The sequence below is a fragment of the Halobacillus sp. ABH2_015 genome (assembly GCF_056158945.1).
In genome coordinates, this window is the sequence record NZ_JBSWUG010000002.1 from 2,589,190 (window position 1) to 2,604,309 (window position 15,120).

A 15,120-nucleotide genomic window follows, 5' to 3' on the forward strand; every position below is an offset into this window, starting at 1 on the left:
CTTCTCTTTTAGAATGCTCGTATCCAGAACGGAGCATTCCATCCAGAACCTTTCAGGATGAAATACCTCCACCTGTCACAACCTACAGAAGAGGAGGTGGAGAGTATGAGTAAAAAAAGCAATGCATTTAAAGGAAGAGGAAAAACTTCCGTCAACCCGCAGGGGTTAACGGAGGATGCCGCTGATCAGCAGCCGGATTCCCAGCTCGAGCAGAAAGCCAAAAAAAGCAATGCTAAAAGGTAAAATCCGGCTGTTCGTCAGCTCAGCTTGTAGAGAAACCCCGGTCTCTTTACAAGCTTTCTTCTTTCTTACGCCAGGAGCCAAATCCCCTTCCCTTTCCGCGGACGAGCGCCCGAGCTTTTAGCAGGAGTGGAAGGGGCACCGCTCCTTGGGAGCTCTTTAATATCGAAAAAGACTCTCCTTCACCCTGCTCACCCTTGCTGGATGGAGGACCATCTTTTTCACATCCCGGCAGCAAGCCGTCATCAGCCCTTTTTCTTTTCCACGCATGTGGCAATAGCGCAAATTTGTGAACCTGCTTCGTGCACAGTCTCTCTCCTCTATACTCTAACTTCGGCACGAGGGGCGTTCGGTGGTGATGCCTGCGGGAACAGCACGGGCCGAAGATCCACTTGGGCAGACGACCTTCCTGACCAAGTCAGCGGAGGGAGTGCCCATTCATCCACCGATAAGCGGAACGTGACCCTTCCCACGACAAATGGACACCAATAACTGGTTAGCACAGGCTTTTTCTACAGCCAAAAAAGCTGACTGTTAGTCAGCTTTTTTTATACACTGCTCGATCCAGCTTACCATGTCCGTATCATCGTACAGCCGGTAAATGGTCTGGGAAAGGCGGACAGGATCACCGAAAAAGAACCGTTCATACAATGTCTGCCGAGCCCCAAAGCTGCTCATTGTCATATCCCACGCCAGTCGGAATAAGGCGACACGTTCCTTCCCTGCTTTTTCGGCTCCCCTGAGATAATGATCAAGATCCCCTCCCCGTTCTCCTTGAAAATCTGCTTCTGCAGGTATGGTCATCATCCCACTTGCGCCCAGAATCTGAATGATTTCTGTGAAACGCGGATAGAGCTCTTGAAATTGATTGACCGCTATATAAAGAGGGACTTTATTTGGAACAAAAACCCCCGTTTCATCTACTTCACCTTCCAACTCGGCCTTCAGCACCAGTGCCTTCATCGTCTCCAGACCTTTCATGATTTCCACCACTTTACTCTGTACATGCTGATAATCACTGATATTGATCATCTCTACGATGGATTGAGCAAGACCGAGGATGAACTCTGTCTTCACAATCTGCCTGGAAGTAATTTGATGAAGGGTAAAAGGAACAAACTTACCATGGACATAAAGGTTGGTCGCAGCGCGGAGATTTTCATGGAGGAAGACACGCTCCCATGGTACAACTACATGGTCAAACAAGACAATGGTGTCCATTTCTTCAAATTGAGAGGCCAGCGGATAATCAAAACGCGAACCATTTTGGGCAAAGGATTCCCGACAGACAAAAGACACACCAGCCGTATTACTAGGAATGGAAAAACCATAGGCCTGTGAGCTGTCCTGTGCACCGGGGGCTGAAAACACGAGAAGTTCATCTGTCATGCCTCCTTGTGTAGCCAGAAGCTTTGCCCCGTCAATGATGATTCCCTCATCTGTATGATCGACAACGGCTGCGTTTGTCACATCTTTTTCCAGAAAGGCGAGACTGGAGCGGTTGGTCTGGGGGTTGACGAAGGTGTGGGTAAAGGAAAGATCATTCTCACGCGCATATTCATAAAAAGACAACAGCCGGTCAGGAAAACATCCGGGCTCATTATCCAGCACGTCTACGGACGCGGCGAAGGAGGCGAGCACCGTATTCATGTAATCAGGACTTCTCCCCATCACACCTCCGGAGAAACGGGCCCAATGCTGGATCATCGTTCTTCGTTTCTCTAAATCCGCCCGTGTTTTTGGTATGAGATAGGAAAGACCGATTTTGTGTCCCGTCGTTTCTGACGTATACACCATCTGTTCTTCCAAGGATGGGGAATTCTGTAAATCATAAAGGGCGGCCTGGCTTTTAATGACTCCTTCAAAGGCTTCATGCTCGGAGATGTTTCCTTCCACCCGTTTTCCGCGCAGCCATACTTCGGACTGCAGGGCATTTACTCGTTTAATGTATTCTTTTCCTGTAATTACCGGCATGTCATCACTCCCGTTTCTTAGAGCACTGAAAAGGCTTGATAACATACCCTATTATATTGGACGGATTTTGTACGTCGTCCCACATAAAAACCCGCCAATTAAATTGGCGGGCGCTTAACTAAGAACGGATCGTCTGGGAAAACTGTTCCGTCTCGGTCGATCCTTTCAAAGCGGTTGTGGAGGAGGTACCTCCAGTAATGACTTGAGCCACTTCATCAAAATACCCTGTCCCGACTTCCCTCTGGTGGCGCGTAGCTGAGTATCCATGTGTTTCACTTGCAAACTCTGCCTGCTGCAATTGTGAATAGGCGGCCATTCCATGAGTTTTGTATTGGCGGGCCAGCTCAAACATACTGTGATTCAAGGCATGGAAGCCGGCAAGAGTGACAAATTGGAATTTATACCCCATAGCCGCGAGCTCCCTCTGGAACGAGGCAATCGTTTCATCGTTCAGCTTCTTCTTCCAGTTAAACGAAGGAGAGCAATTGTAGGCGAGCAGTTTGCCAGGGAACTTTTCATGAATGGCTTCAGCAAAACGCCGCGCTTCTTCCAGATCCGGCTCGGAAGTTTCACACCAGACCAGATCAGCATAAGGAGCATACGCAAGCCCTCTGGCAATGGCCTGATCCAGCCCGGCGGTTGTTTTATAAAAGCCTTCTGCAGTCCTCTCCCCTGTTAAGAAAGGCGCATCCTGATCATCAATATCACTGGTAATGAGATCAGCAGCGTTGGCATCCGTTCTGGCTATGATCAAGGCAGGCACTCCCATCACATCAGCGGCAAACCTCGCGGAAATCAAATTACGGACAGCCGTCTGCGTCGGGAGCAGCACCTTTCCACCAAGGTGCCCGCATTTTTTCTCTGAGGACAGCTGATCCTCAAAATGGACACCGGCCGCTCCAGCCTCAATCATCCCTTTCATTAACTCAAATACATTCAGCTTTCCCCCAAAACCTGCTTCCGCATCCGCAACGATCGGCGCAAACCAATCAATCTCCTCCCGGCCTTCCATATAATGAATCTGATCCGCTCTCTGGAGGGCCTGGTTGATCCGCTTAACGACCTGGGGCACGCTGTTGGCAGGATACAGGCTCTGATCCGGATACATCTGCCCCGAAAGGTTCGCATCGGCAGCGACCTGCCATCCACTTAAGTATATAGCCTTCAACCCGGCTTTCACCTGCTGCATCGCTTGATTTCCCGTTAAAGCTCCCAGCGCATGCACATACTCTTCCTCATGAAGAAGGTTCCAAAGTTTACGGGCACCGCTCTCTGCCAACGTATGTGTGATGTCAATCGAACCTCTTAATCGAATGACTTCTTCCGCTTCGTAAGGTCTTTCAATGCCATTCCACCGCTTATCCTCTTTCCAGCTTTTTTTCAGTTTTTCAACACGTTCGTTCATTTCTCCATCCCCTTTCAACCATCTTTCTGTTGCATAATAAAAACTAAATTAACAATCTGATATATAACAGATGCTGCAAAAATTATTCTTCTCTTTTAGATAGACAGTGATCACATTCCAACATATACGTGTAATGATGATTTTCAACTTCAGAACCACATTGCGGACATGGGATGGAAACAGTTTTCGGATGATTCATTATTTCTCCTCCTTTGTTATAACAGAAATTATTTTGTTTATCTGTTATGGTACAGTTTACTTTGGCAGGCAGGAAATTGCAACCGTTTTTTGAAAATTTTTTATATTTGTGTCTCAGCCTATGTAAACCGCCATTATACGAGATTTTAAAGGGTTGTAAAATATATATTTACTTCCTGCGTCGGAATACGGAGCATGCTATACTTCCTTTGTAAGCGGTATCCGTTTCTTATTGAATGACCTGTACTATTACAGTTTAAAACAAGAACAAATGTTCTTGTTTTGTCAGAAGGGAACCGTTATACTGTTCCTAGACTCAAATAGAAAAGGAGTGTTCACAATGAAACATCAGGCTACCCCGTATTTTACTTTTAATGGTCAGGCGGAAGAAGCATTGAATGATTACAAAGAAATATTCGAAGGTGAGATTACAGACAAGCAGACGTTTGGAGAGGCCGATTTTGAAACGCCACCTGAAATGGATGACCGTCTCATGCATGCCCGTTTTAAAAAAGGGCCTCTTCTTTTCATGGTCTCTGACTCTTTTCTCGATCAACAGGTTGAAGTGGGAAATAACATATCGATGGCTTTGGAAATGGACAGTCCGGAAGAGATTGACATGATTTACAACCGATTGAAAGACAAAGGGACGGTCATCATGGAACTGCAGGATACGTTCTGGGGGGCCACGTTCGCTAAAGTGAGAGACTACTACGGAATTACTTGGGATTTGAACTATACGAAAAAATAAAAAACCGGCTGACGAGTACGATCTCGTCAGCCGGTTCAATCCCTTCTCACCATGAGTGTCCACACATACTCTTTTCGTTACATATCCAAGTGCCTTGTACAGTTGAAACGTTCACACGACCATTGGTTGTCACGAAGCACCACTTCTGATATGGACGTGTTTTTCATTGTTTCTTCGTTTACATGGGACGGATCCAGCATGTGCAGCATTTGGCTGATGATGCCGCCGTGACTTACTACTAATATCTGTTTCCCTTGATGCTCTGCCCTCAGATCAGCGATGAAAGATCGACAGCGCTTGAGCACGTCTTCTTCCGATTCTCTTCCCAGATCAAGGTCACGCCACCCCTCCCCCCATTTTTCAATTCTTTCTGCTTCTGTCGTCCCTTCGATTTGTCCGCCTCCGACTTCCTGCAGACGTTCATCCAGATGAACAGCAACATCCAGCTCGTGTGCAGCGACCCGGGCTGTCTGGACGGCTCTCTTCAACGGGCTGCTGTACAACACATCCCAGTTCTCTTTCCCAAGCCGTGCGGAAAGAAGGGCTGCCTGCTCATTCCCTTCGTCATCCAACGGGATATCCGAGCCGCCCTGAGCCCGTTTTTCTTTATTCCATGCTGTACTTCCATGTCTGATCCATACTATTTTCATCCTTCACTCCCCTTACCTTTATGTATTTTGATGCTCTGCTCATTATACATGTCGAGTTCCTTATCCTGATGGATCAAAGAATCCCACTCTCTGAGAGAGTGGGATGGGATGTTAATTGTCTAAATCCAGGTCAGTAACAGCCCCTTTGGCAGAGGAAGATACAAGCCGGGCATATTTAGCCAGGACACCTGTTTTATGCTTCGGTTCAGGTTTTACCCATGCCTGCTTACGTCGTTCGTATTCTTCATCACTGACATCAAAATTGATCTGCTGGGTATCACTATCTATAGTGATGGTATCTCCGGTTTCCAGAAGGCCGATCGGTCCACCGACAAAGGCTTCTGGAGCGACGTGGCCGATGACGAACCCGTGGGAGCCCCCTGAGAAACGACCGTCGGTAATCAAGGCCACTTTTCCTCCCAGGCCTTTCCCTACAATCATAGCCGTTATGGAAAGCATCTCCGGCATACCAGGTCCCCCTTTCGGACCTACATTACGGATGACAACGACATCGCCTTCCTGTACGTCATCACCAACGATGGCATTCGTTGCTTCTTCTTCACTGTTATACACTTTAGCAGGACCTTCAAAACGGCTGATCTTCTGACCAGACATTTTGGCTACAGCGCCCTCCGGAGCCAAATTCCCTTTCAAAACGACAAGAGGACCTTTCGGCTTGATCGGCTTATCAAACGGAACAATAACTTTCTGGCCTTCTTTCAATGATGGAACTTCTGCCAGGTTTTCCGCTACTGTTTTCCCGGTAACCGTCAAGCAGTCTCCGTGAAGCAGGCCTTCTTCCAATAGCAGCTTCATAACTGCGGGCACACCGCCGCTTTCATACAGGTCCTGCATCACATATTTCCCGCTCGGCTTCATGTCGGCAATGTGAGGAACTTCCTGACGGATGCGCTCAAAGTCATCCAGATCAAGATCGACACCTGCTGAATGTGCCATAGCCAGAAGGTGGAGGAACGCATTGGTCGAACCTCCAAGGGCCATGACAACCGTAATCGCATTTTCGAACGCTTCTTTTGTCATGATATCACGAGGATAGATTTCTTTCTCAAGCAGTTCAACAACAAGCTCTCCTGCCTGGCGGCATTCGTTTTCCTTATAGTCATGAACGGCAGGCGTAGAGGAAGATCCAGGGATACTCATTCCAAGAGCCTCTACCGCAGATGCCATCGTATTGGCTGTGTACATTCCTCCACACGCACCGGCGCCTGGACAGGCGTGGCATTCCACTCTGTGCAGCTGTTCCTCATCAATACTGCCTTCATGATACTGACCAACCGCTTCAAAAGAGGAAACAATGTCAATATCTTCTCCATCCAGTTTACCCGGCTGGATGGTACCTCCATAAACATAGACCGATGGAACGTTCAGGCGGCCGAGTGAGATCAGGCATCCAGGTGTTGTTTTATCACAGCCTCCGATCGCTACAATGCCATCAAGACGCTCCGCATTTGTAACGGTTTCGATGGAATCCGCAATGACTTCACGGCTTGGAAGGGAATAAAACATTCCTTCATGCCCCATTGCAATGCCGTCAGCTACTGTAATGGTATTAAAAATCATAGGGGCTCCGCCATTGTCTGAAGCTCCACCCTTGGCCTGCTCAGCCAGTTTATCAATATGTACATTACATGGGGTTACTTCACTCCATGTGCTGGCGATGCCGATCATCGGCTTTTTAAAATCCTCATCCTTAAACCCAACAGCTCTCAACATCGAACGGTTCGGGACCCGGTTGACACCCTCACTGATGACTTTACTTCTGATTCTCAAATCTTTTTTAGTCTTGTCCATCCCTTACACCTCTCATTGCTTTTTATCTATTCTGTCGTTGGGAAACAACTTATCATGATGATACTAACAAGAGGGGCTCTTGGCAATGACTTTTCTGAATATAATGAACCTTCCGTTTAATTTAAGCGTTTTCTTAACGGGAAAAATAAGAAAAAAAGGCCTGCAGGATCACAGGCCTGGTTCTATAGGAAGTTACACATTTGCCGGTTTAAACGTTTTGCAGTCGGTTTCTTCACTGTTCGAAGCTTTTGTTCCCTTATGGCTCACGACGAAAATTTCATCAGCACCACAAGCCGAGCCATTCTTATTATATACACAGTTTTTAACCTCACAACGGACGTCAAGTGCCATTTCCTACACCTCCTATAGACTTAGGTTTTACAAATGCCGGTCCTTTATCCTGTATCCATGGTCTCCATGAAGAAATTCCTACTCAATGTTCCTTTTGTTTTGTGATAAAATAATAAACGTGATTGTGAAAAATGGAAAACGCACTCTACCGGCGCACGTATCATAAACTGTTACAAACAAGCCGGGCTGAATCTACATGATGTACGTAACTGCTTAGAGGAAACCAAAAAATAGGACGGATGTTTATGGAAAAAAAACACATGATTTATAATAAACTGTTAAACCTTGTCAAAGAGGAAAACGTCAAAGTCGATGAACCATTAAAAGACCACCTCTACACGAAACTGGGCGGCCGAGCGGACTTTTTTATCACACCGACGTCTTATAAGGAAATTCAAAATGTCGTCAAGCTGTCCAACGAGGATGAAATCCCCTTTACACTCCTTGGCAATGGATCCAACCTTATCATTAAGGACGGGGGAATCCGCGGGATCGTCATCAACTTAAAACACTTGAACTCCATCAATGCAGACGAGGAAATGGTGACGGCTCAAAGTGGAGCACGAATCATCGATGCTTCCCGTTTTGCTCTTGAAAAACAGTTAGCCGGACTGGAATTCGCCTGTGGCATTCCCGGGACTGTAGGGGGCGCGTTGTATATGAACGCTGGTGCCTATGGCGGAGAAATCAAAGATGTTCTTGACCACGCTTATGTGGTCGACAAAGAAGGCAGACTCGTCAAGCGTATGGCTTCCGATCTCGATCTTGATTACCGTACCAGTAATATCCCTGATCGCGGCGATATTGTTGTGGAGGCTTGTTTCCGCCTGACCCCGGGAACCCGTCAGGAAATTAAAGAAATTATGGATGACCTGACCTTCAAAAGAGAATCCAAACAGCCGCTGGAGTACCCTTCCTGCGGCAGTGTATTCAAGCGACCGCCTGGATATTTCGCAGGAAAATTGATTCAGGACAGCAACCTGCAGGGAACGAGTATCGGCGGAGCGGAAGTTTCCACCAAACACGCCGGCTTTATTGTGAACAAGGATAATGCCTCGACTACTGACTACATTTCACTGATCGAGCATGTACAGAAAACTGTCAAAGAGAAGTTTGGTGTAGACCTCGAGCGTGAGGTCCGCATTATTGGTGAAGATAAAGAATAACGAAAAGCCTGCGCGGTATCCGCGCAGGCTTTCTTTTATTTCAATACAGCTACTATCTTGCCTTTCACATGCCGTTCTGAAAGCCGGACGAGGGCCTCCGGTACTTCTTCAAGCGAAATGGTTTCCTCCACAAGTGGAGAAACTTTCCCCTCTTTCACCAGTTTCAGCAGGTCATCACCGATTACGGCAAGATCTTTCTGGGATTGGAAATCTGCCTTATGGGCGGCCGCCAGAGCAATTTCATGATAAGAGACGACCGTTGTGAATGGTTGGACCTTTTTAAAGTCAGGAGCTCCTGCAATGTAAACAAGATGTCCCATAAACGCAATATAATCGAGAGAGGCTGTTGCATTTTCGCTGCTCACTGCATCGACAACAGCATCAACCCCCCGGCCATCGGTAATTTCCATGACTTTCTCATACACATCTTCATTTCTGTAGTCGATGGCATAATCCGCCCCCAGGGATAATACATAGTCATGGTTGGAAGAGGAAGCTGTCGTTAAGACCGTTTTTCCGGCCGCTTTAGCCAGCTGGATACCAAATCCGCCTACCCCGCCGGCACCAGCGTGGATGAGGATCGTTTGAACCTGATCCAGTGGAAGCTTACGGTGAATGGCTTGATAAGCTGTATATCCTGCCGTAGGAAGAGCAGCCGCTTCGGTAAAGCTTACTTCGTCAGGGATTTTTGATGCTGTATGAGCCGGAATGACTGCATATTCTGCAAATCCACCTTTCTTAGTTAAGTCCCCGTGGTAAACGACACGATCTCCTAACTTAAACGAAGAGACATCCGAAGCGGTTTCTGTAACGCCCCCGGCTACATCAAGACCAAGGATATGAGGGTACTCCCAGCTGGGATTCCCATTACCTGCAGTTTTGTAATCCACAGGATTCAATCCTGCCGCATGCACCTCCACGACAATTCCGCCTTTTCCTGCTGTTGGTTTTTCGATTTCCTCTACCTGCATTTCCTGCCAATCACGCTTTTCATGTAAAAGCAATGCTTTCATGATTTCCCTCTCCTTTTTTATCCAAGTCTTTGTCACTTATGATAATTAGTAAATTCTCCTGTGACAAGAAGGTACTTTTCAGTAACCTACTTACCTCTTAGTAACTACGTAAAACCGGACAACAAAAAAGACAGTCTTAGATGACTGTCTTCTGTTCAGGACATCCACTTTGGAGGAGTGTTCTTCTCCCAGTAGATCTCGCCGATTTCATGGTGTTTCGTATACGCGTCTTCTTTTAAATGGTAATGGAAATTGAACCAGTACCCTTCCCCGGGACGTTTATCTCTCCGCACATGGAAGCGGGCAATTTCTTCATCCGTGTGTCCATTATATAAATTGAACATTCTCTCCCCATATCCAGGGGCAGGGTCTTCTGTGATTTTCATATAGGGAACGTGCGCTTCGTCCGTGTTGGATAAGAGGTCGACCATGACGTTTTCCATTTCAGGAAAAATCACTTCCGACAACTCATCGTCCACTTTTCCCATAATCCTCGGTCCCATTTTGGCCTCTGTCCGGGCAAAGGCCTCTTCCGTTATTGAACGGAAAGGATCTTCTTCGTCTTCTGTAAGAACATCCGGCAGAATCTGCTGGTCATCCTCCGCCACGGAATGTTCATTCAGGTGACCGGCGTCCGTGATCTCCTTCTTTTCAGCGGCTTCTGTATCCACATGGGCCGGCGGCACGTACAGACCGAGTGTTAATACAGAAATAAGTACGACAAATATCCTTCTCATAAGTGGCTTCATTCTGTCGGTCTCCCTTGTTTATATTCTGTCTTTATTGTATCACGATTTCCTTCAAAATCCACGACCTCACACTCCCCGTAATGAAATAGTAATGAAGGCAGTCAGGGGGGGAAATCCCTTGTTACATTCCATCTTTTGAAATACATGAGGAGAGAAGATCCGGGCAACCTTAAGATGTACGAAGCTACGAGGAGGAATAAGGATGAAACAACAAAATATGAATCAGCAGCAGGGGGCGCAGATGCCGACGACTCACATGAACCCGAATCACGGCGGTCATGAACTTTTTGATGCCCATGAGGTCATTGCAGGCTTAATCAACCTGCTCGACCAGTATCAAATGTACAGTCAGCATATTCAGGACCCGGAACTCCAATCCATTCAACAGCGTCAGCACGCTTTTGTCACCCAGATGTATAATACAATTGTCCAGAGTTTCAGTAGTGGCCAGGACCCTGCACAGGCGACGCAGCAGTATAAAATGCAGCAGAGCAATGAAGTGGTTTACGGCGTGAAGCCTGGTCAGCCGAAAAAACCGAACCAGTCCGTCAGCGAGCTGGCGGACAAAGGTCTGTCTGCCTATATGCTTGGACAGACAAAGGGACTTGCCACACTTCTGGCTATGACCGCCCTGGAAATGACCAACCCGGTTCTCCGGCGCGTCATCGCAGACAGTGTACCGAATTTTATTGAGATGAGCTATGAGGTTTTCCTTTATCAAAACAAACACGGCTATTACCAGGTACCTCAGCTTCAGCAGCAGGATATGAACCTGATGCTGCAAAGCTACACAACGGTGCCTGACGGAAACATGCCCCATTAACAGAAAAACAGGCGGCCGATCCGGCGGCCTGTTTTTCTATCCATCATCGATTTTCAGTCAAGGTCCTTCCACAATGTTCATATTTATGTAGTATAGAGACAAGTTCTACATACAAGGAGGCATTTATGTTTTTTAGTTATATTCTGCTGGGCCTGTCGTTATCCGCCCCCGTCGGTCCTATCAATGCGGCTCAATTGGATAAAGGTATCCGCTATGGATTCTTTCATGCCTGGCTCGTCGGCGTCGGAGCCATGGCTGCAGACGGATTGTTTATGCTGCTCATTTATTTTGGTCTCACTGATTACGTACAGATTCCGCTCATCAAAACCTTTTTGTGGTCGTTCGGCGCTTTTGTCCTTATTTATACAGGTGTAGAAAGTATCGCAGGAGCGAAGAATACGGCTGCCCAACGGTCTGCCCCTTCAAAAGGCTCCCGGGGGAGATCATTCCGGACAGGCTTTTTCATGGCTTTATCCAATCCCTTGAACATTTTATTCTGGGTTGGCATTTACGGCTCCATCCTCGCAGAAATATCCTCCAAGTACGAGGAGACCCAGCTCCTTATTTATAGTGGAGGGATCTTTATCGGTATCATGATCTGGGATATCACGATGGCCTCGGCCGCTTCGGGAGCACGAAAATGGCTGACCACCCGCCTTCTTTCTTCCATCTCAATCCTTTCAGGGATCATTTTAATAGGATTCGGTCTTTACTTCGGTGTTCAGGCTGTACAGATGTTGATGGGATAGACAGTCACCCATTCTCTCCCTCCTCCATAGGATATGGATGTAACTACAGGAGGGAGATTTTGATGCTTTACACAAAAGAAGAGATAGAAAACCCGAAGACTGCACTGGAAACCTGGCAGGAGCGTTCCTTTACCGCGTTTGGTGACATGTTGACAAGCAGGGACCATGCCTACCCCTGCGTCCCGGGCATCCAGGGGTACACCAACGGGATGCTGCGTTTTGGTTTTCTAGAAGACCCACGTAGTTCTTCCGCTTCTGAGCAACTGGGGAAACTCCTGAAAAGCTACGGCGAAGTTTCCCGGCAGACAGGCAGCTATACATCCCTTGTCGTTTTCTGTGACACAAGGGCGCTGTTGAAAGATCAGCTTGAAATCAAGGATTACGAGAAGGTGTTCTGGACCCTGCTCAATCAAACCCATGCTCTTGACGAGAAAGAATGGCCCGAGGATATTTCGCAGGATCCCGAAGATCCTTCCTGGGAATTCTGTTTTCACGGAGAGCCTTATTTCGCCTTTTGTGCCACTCCCGCCCATACAAAAAGAAACAGCCGGTGTTTTCCTTCCTTGCTGCTTGCTTTTCAGCCAAGATGGGTGTTTGAAGATATCAATGATTCGACCACTTACGGACGACGCCTTAAAAATGTCATCCGGAAGCGACTCGTTGACTACGACGACCTTCCCGCCCATCCAGCCTTAAAATGGTATGGTCAGGAAGATAACCATGAATGGGAACAGTATTTTCTACGTGATGATGATACTTCTTTACCCCAATGTCCTTTCCTGGCTAAAACCAGGAGCCTACGCCCCTGATTCAGGGGCTTTCTTCAATTTGATCCACGTCGCAAGGGCAATGACGGCTAAAAAAGCAAGGCTTACAAAAAAACCGATCCTTGTCATAGAATCCATCAGTGTTCCACTCACGGCCAGACCTAAAAACAGCAGTCCCGTCCACACGAACAAACCATCCCTGAACCCTTTTCCCATGAGTTTACGGTAGGAAAGCAGGATAAACGCCCAGTTATATAAAAGCATCAAACCCGCTGCTGTCGTCACGTATTCGAACAGCCTGTCCGGTAATAGAACAGCCAGAATAATGGACAGGACGACAACAAAAATTGTAAGAACGAAAGCTGGTTTAGATACCTTTCCTTCTTCCTTCTGGATGAAGATACCAGGTGCATCCCCTTCTTCACTTAAAGCCATGATCATTGTAGTGACCGCATACAGAGAAGCTGCCATCGTGGAAAAGCCGGCAATAATAAGGACAGCGTTGAAAACATGCGGTACCAAGGGGAGTGAATAGCCGGTAAGAGCGGTTAGAAACGGACTTTCATCGGTCGTTATTTTTTCAATCGACGTCAACGTAACCACGAAGTAAAAAGCCGCCATATACACCACGGTTAATACGATGAGCATCAACGTGCCTGATTTAGGGGCATCCTTTGGATCTTTCAACTCCCCCGCCATCAATCCCATCACTTCAATCCCCCCAAAAGCGTAAAACGCATAAAGCAGGGCCACCCACAAACCGGTCCAGCCTTTTTCAAAAAAATTATGGAATACACCGGCCGCATCGGCGGTACCAGCCGAACGGTCAATCACTCCGGTCAAGGCTAAAGCGGCAATGATAATAAACATGAGAACAGCGGATATTTTAATGATTCCGAACATGTTTTCCATCTGCTCCACCTTGCGCACACCAAGCCAGATGACAAGGAGACCTAAAAGGGCGAACACAAGAGCAAACACCCATAACGGAAGCTTCGGAAACCAAAATTGGGCAAAGATGGCCAGAGCTGTGAGCTGACTGCCCATAATCAACATTTCACACGACCAGTACACCCACCCGTTGCTGAACCCCGCCCATGATCCGAAGGCCTGTTTGGCGTACGTACGAAACGATCCTTTTTCAGGGTGTGCCGCCGTCAGGGCAGCAAGGCAGCGGAAAACGATATACGTTCCGGTACCAGCCGCAAGGTAGACGAAAATAACGGGAGGGCCTGCTTTCGAGATGGCTATGCTGGAACCTAGAAAAAAACCTGTTCCAATAATGCATCCAATTCCTATAAACGACATCTGCCACCATGTTAGTGTTCCCTGGGTACTTTCCTTCTTCACAGCCGCTTCCCTCCTTTATATCTAGTTTGATGTGAAGCGGAGGTTTTATGTAAATCGTTCCGGGAATGTCTTTCACCATTTCGGAAAAAGTAATAAGGAATGAATGAGGAAGGAACGTGATCATGATGCTCATACACCCCTTTTGTTGTAATGAATATGACGAATTAAAAAAAGTGATTATGTGTTCACCTTCTACGACCAGGATTCCCACCCAGGCAGCAGCCGATGATGTGCAGTGGGAAAAGCCGGTGAACCCTGAGAAAACGGCTGCGGCTTTTCAAGAGATGACAGAAGCCATGACTCGGGAAGGTGTGGAGGTCATTGATTATTCCGGCCATCTCCCTGAGCCTGATCAAGCCTTTCATGCCCGATTGATCAATCGGGTTTTTGCAAGGGATCTCGCCTGTGTTTTTGGTACGCTCGTCGTTCCCGGTGAAGCCGGCATATCCATGAGAAGACCGGAATACCTGTATGCCCACAAACTTTTTGAAAACTGGTTCCCTGAAGACCGTTTCTCACTTCAAGCCAATAATGAGACCAACGCTCTTGAGTTTGGTGATGTCCTCGTTCTAAGTAAAGAGGCGGTTTTTATTAACACAGGACTTCGGACGAGCTTTGAAAGTGTCCTGAAGCTGCTTCCGCGCCTATGGGAGGAAGGGTTTTCTGAAGTGGGTGTCATCGATCTTCCAAGACGGGGGGATACGATGCACATGGATATGAACTGTAATGTAGCGGCCCACGATCTTCTTATCGCCAAAAGTTATATGAAGTACTTCCCCGTTCACGTTTTCACAGCTAAAGAGAGATCCTATATGATGATGGACGACTTCATTCCTCGTCACGGATATGACATTTTTTGGACAGATGAGATAACGCACACCGTAGCCGATATTAATTTTCTGAATCTGAACCCGGACACTCTGCTGGTAAGTACGAAAGCCCATAAGAAAGTGCTTCATCATGAAAAGTTGAAAAAGAAAAACATCATCCGTATCGATGTGGACGAATTGGAAAATGGCGGCGGAGGCATCCGCTGCATGACGCTGCCGGTGGAAAGAAGATGATTTTTTCCGATTTAAATCATAAAAGAAGACTCCACGATTCCCCGTGGAGTCTTCCTCA

The 15,120-nt window shown here is 47.3% G+C and carries 15 protein-coding genes; 7 read left to right on the forward strand and 8 right to left on the reverse strand.

Annotated elements, in window-relative coordinates:
• Positions 1-105: 105 nt before the first annotated feature.
• Positions 106-243: a hypothetical protein gene (locus ACXAD6_RS13755; protein ID WP_474969334.1), complete on the forward strand. Its 138-nt coding sequence runs from the start codon at positions 106-108 to the stop codon at positions 241-243.
• Positions 244-774: 531 nt separating this feature from the next.
• Here the strand turns inward: ACXAD6_RS13755 and hpaB are convergent.
• On the reverse strand, positions 775-2,214 hold the full coding sequence (gene hpaB / locus ACXAD6_RS13760; RefSeq protein WP_474969336.1) for a 4-hydroxyphenylacetate 3-monooxygenase, oxygenase component: 1,440 nt from the start codon (positions 2,212-2,214) through the stop codon (positions 775-777).
• A gap of 118 nt (positions 2,215-2,332) precedes the next feature.
• On the reverse strand, positions 2,333-3,619 hold the full coding sequence (gene aceA / locus ACXAD6_RS13765; protein WP_474969337.1) for an isocitrate lyase: 1,287 nt from the start codon (positions 3,617-3,619) through the stop codon (positions 2,333-2,335).
• Between the two features lie 538 nt (positions 3,620-4,157).
• On the opposite strand from aceA, the gene ACXAD6_RS13770 reads away from it, so the two are divergent.
• Complete coding sequence (locus ACXAD6_RS13770) at positions 4,158-4,568, forward strand: VOC family protein (RefSeq protein ID WP_474969338.1); 411 nt, start codon at positions 4,158-4,160, stop codon at positions 4,566-4,568.
• A gap of 77 nt (positions 4,569-4,645) precedes the next feature.
• Here ACXAD6_RS13770 and ACXAD6_RS13775 read toward each other — a convergent pair whose 3' ends face one another.
• The 3 genes from ACXAD6_RS13775 to ACXAD6_RS13785 all read right to left on the reverse strand — a co-directional run bounded on the left by ACXAD6_RS13775 (position 4,646) and on the right by ACXAD6_RS13785 (position 7,381).
• Positions 4,646-5,218, reverse strand: coding sequence for a histidine phosphatase family protein (locus ACXAD6_RS13775; RefSeq protein WP_474969339.1), 573 nt, complete (start codon positions 5,216-5,218; stop codon positions 4,646-4,648).
• Between the two features lie 111 nt (positions 5,219-5,329).
• On the reverse strand, positions 5,330-7,030 hold the full coding sequence (gene ilvD / locus ACXAD6_RS13780) for a dihydroxy-acid dehydratase (RefSeq protein ID WP_474969340.1): 1,701 nt from the start codon (positions 7,028-7,030) through the stop codon (positions 5,330-5,332).
• A 192-nt stretch (positions 7,031-7,222) separates the two neighbouring features.
• Complete coding sequence (locus ACXAD6_RS13785) at positions 7,223-7,381, reverse strand: DUF1540 domain-containing protein (protein WP_160838406.1); 159 nt, start codon at positions 7,379-7,381, stop codon at positions 7,223-7,225.
• Between the two features lie 245 nt (positions 7,382-7,626).
• Here ACXAD6_RS13785 and murB point away from each other — a divergent pair, with 245 nt between their 5' ends.
• Positions 7,627-8,547, forward strand: a complete 921-nt coding sequence (gene murB / locus ACXAD6_RS13790) for a UDP-N-acetylmuramate dehydrogenase (protein WP_474969341.1) — start codon at positions 7,627-7,629, stop codon at positions 8,545-8,547.
• 35 nt (positions 8,548-8,582) lie between these two features.
• Here the strand turns inward: murB and ACXAD6_RS13795 are convergent, their stop codons facing one another.
• Both ACXAD6_RS13795 and ACXAD6_RS13800 read right to left on the reverse strand, forming a co-directional pair.
• The gene (locus tag ACXAD6_RS13795) at positions 8,583-9,560 is read right to left on the reverse strand and encodes a zinc-binding dehydrogenase (protein ID WP_474969342.1); all 978 of its coding nucleotides are present in this window, start codon (positions 9,558-9,560) and stop codon (positions 8,583-8,585) included.
• A gap of 155 nt (positions 9,561-9,715) precedes the next feature.
• Positions 9,716-10,309 (reverse strand): YpjP family protein, encoded by a 594-nt coding sequence (locus tag ACXAD6_RS13800; RefSeq protein ID WP_474969343.1) that lies wholly within the window; start codon positions 10,307-10,309, stop codon positions 9,716-9,718.
• Positions 10,310-10,511: 202 nt separating this feature from the next.
• Between ACXAD6_RS13800 and ACXAD6_RS13805 the strand changes: the two genes are divergently transcribed.
• The 3 genes from ACXAD6_RS13805 to ACXAD6_RS13815 all read left to right on the forward strand — a co-directional run bounded on the left by ACXAD6_RS13805 (position 10,512) and on the right by ACXAD6_RS13815 (position 12,690).
• Positions 10,512-11,132, forward strand: coding sequence for a spore coat protein (locus tag ACXAD6_RS13805; protein WP_474969344.1), 621 nt, complete (start codon positions 10,512-10,514; stop codon positions 11,130-11,132).
• A gap of 125 nt (positions 11,133-11,257) precedes the next feature.
• A complete protein-coding gene (locus ACXAD6_RS13810) occupies positions 11,258-11,881 on the forward strand; it encodes a LysE family transporter (RefSeq protein ID WP_474969345.1) in 624 nt (207 codons plus the stop codon).
• A gap of 62 nt (positions 11,882-11,943) precedes the next feature.
• A complete protein-coding gene (locus ACXAD6_RS13815) occupies positions 11,944-12,690 on the forward strand; it encodes a YqcI/YcgG family protein (RefSeq protein ID WP_474969346.1) in 747 nt (248 codons plus the stop codon).
• Here ACXAD6_RS13815 and ACXAD6_RS13820 read toward each other — a convergent pair.
• A complete protein-coding gene (locus ACXAD6_RS13820; RefSeq protein ID WP_474969347.1) occupies positions 12,679-13,998 on the reverse strand; it encodes an amino acid permease in 1,320 nt (439 codons plus the stop codon). The genes ACXAD6_RS13815 and ACXAD6_RS13820 overlap by 12 nt on opposite strands.
• A 122-nt stretch (positions 13,999-14,120) precedes the next feature.
• On the opposite strand from ACXAD6_RS13820, the gene ACXAD6_RS13825 reads away from it, so the two are divergent.
• On the forward strand, positions 14,121-15,062 hold the full coding sequence (locus tag ACXAD6_RS13825; RefSeq protein WP_474969348.1) for an arginine deiminase family protein: 942 nt from the start codon (positions 14,121-14,123) through the stop codon (positions 15,060-15,062).
• Positions 15,063-15,120 lie beyond the last annotated feature (58 nt).

Bases quoted from the DNA above. Each gene is read 5' to 3' on its own strand.
- ACXAD6_RS13770 (WP_474969338.1), top strand. From the start codon at position 4,158: ATGAAACATCAGGCTACCCCGTATTTTACTTTTAATGGTCAGGCGGAA.
- ACXAD6_RS13815 (WP_474969346.1), top strand. From the start codon at position 11,944: ATGCTTTACACAAAAGAAGAGATAGAAAACCCGAAGACTGCACTGGAA.
- aceA (WP_474969337.1), bottom strand. From the start codon at position 3,619: ATGAACGAACGTGTTGAAAAACTGAAAAAAAGCTGGAAAGAGGATAAG.
- ACXAD6_RS13800 (WP_474969343.1), bottom strand. From the start codon at position 10,309: ATGAAGCCACTTATGAGAAGGATATTTGTCGTACTTATTTCTGTATTA.
- ACXAD6_RS13825 (WP_474969348.1), top strand. From the start codon at position 14,121: ATGATGCTCATACACCCCTTTTGTTGTAATGAATATGACGAATTAAAA.
- ACXAD6_RS13795 (WP_474969342.1), bottom strand. From the start codon at position 9,560: ATGAAAGCATTGCTTTTACATGAAAAGCGTGATTGGCAGGAAATGCAG.
- murB (WP_474969341.1), top strand. From the start codon at position 7,627: ATGGAAAAAAAACACATGATTTATAATAAACTGTTAAACCTTGTCAAA.
- ilvD (WP_474969340.1), bottom strand. From the start codon at position 7,030: ATGGACAAGACTAAAAAAGATTTGAGAATCAGAAGTAAAGTCATCAGT.
- ACXAD6_RS13805 (WP_474969344.1), top strand. From the start codon at position 10,512: ATGAAACAACAAAATATGAATCAGCAGCAGGGGGCGCAGATGCCGACG.
- hpaB (WP_474969336.1), bottom strand. From the start codon at position 2,214: ATGCCGGTAATTACAGGAAAAGAATACATTAAACGAGTAAATGCCCTG.
- ACXAD6_RS13755 (WP_474969334.1), top strand. From the start codon at position 106: ATGAGTAAAAAAAGCAATGCATTTAAAGGAAGAGGAAAAACTTCCGTC.
- ACXAD6_RS13785 (WP_160838406.1), bottom strand. From the start codon at position 7,381: ATGGCACTTGACGTCCGTTGTGAGGTTAAAAACTGTGTATATAATAAG.
- ACXAD6_RS13775 (WP_474969339.1), bottom strand. From the start codon at position 5,218: ATGAAAATAGTATGGATCAGACATGGAAGTACAGCATGGAATAAAGAA.
- ACXAD6_RS13810 (WP_474969345.1), top strand. From the start codon at position 11,258: ATGTTTTTTAGTTATATTCTGCTGGGCCTGTCGTTATCCGCCCCCGTC.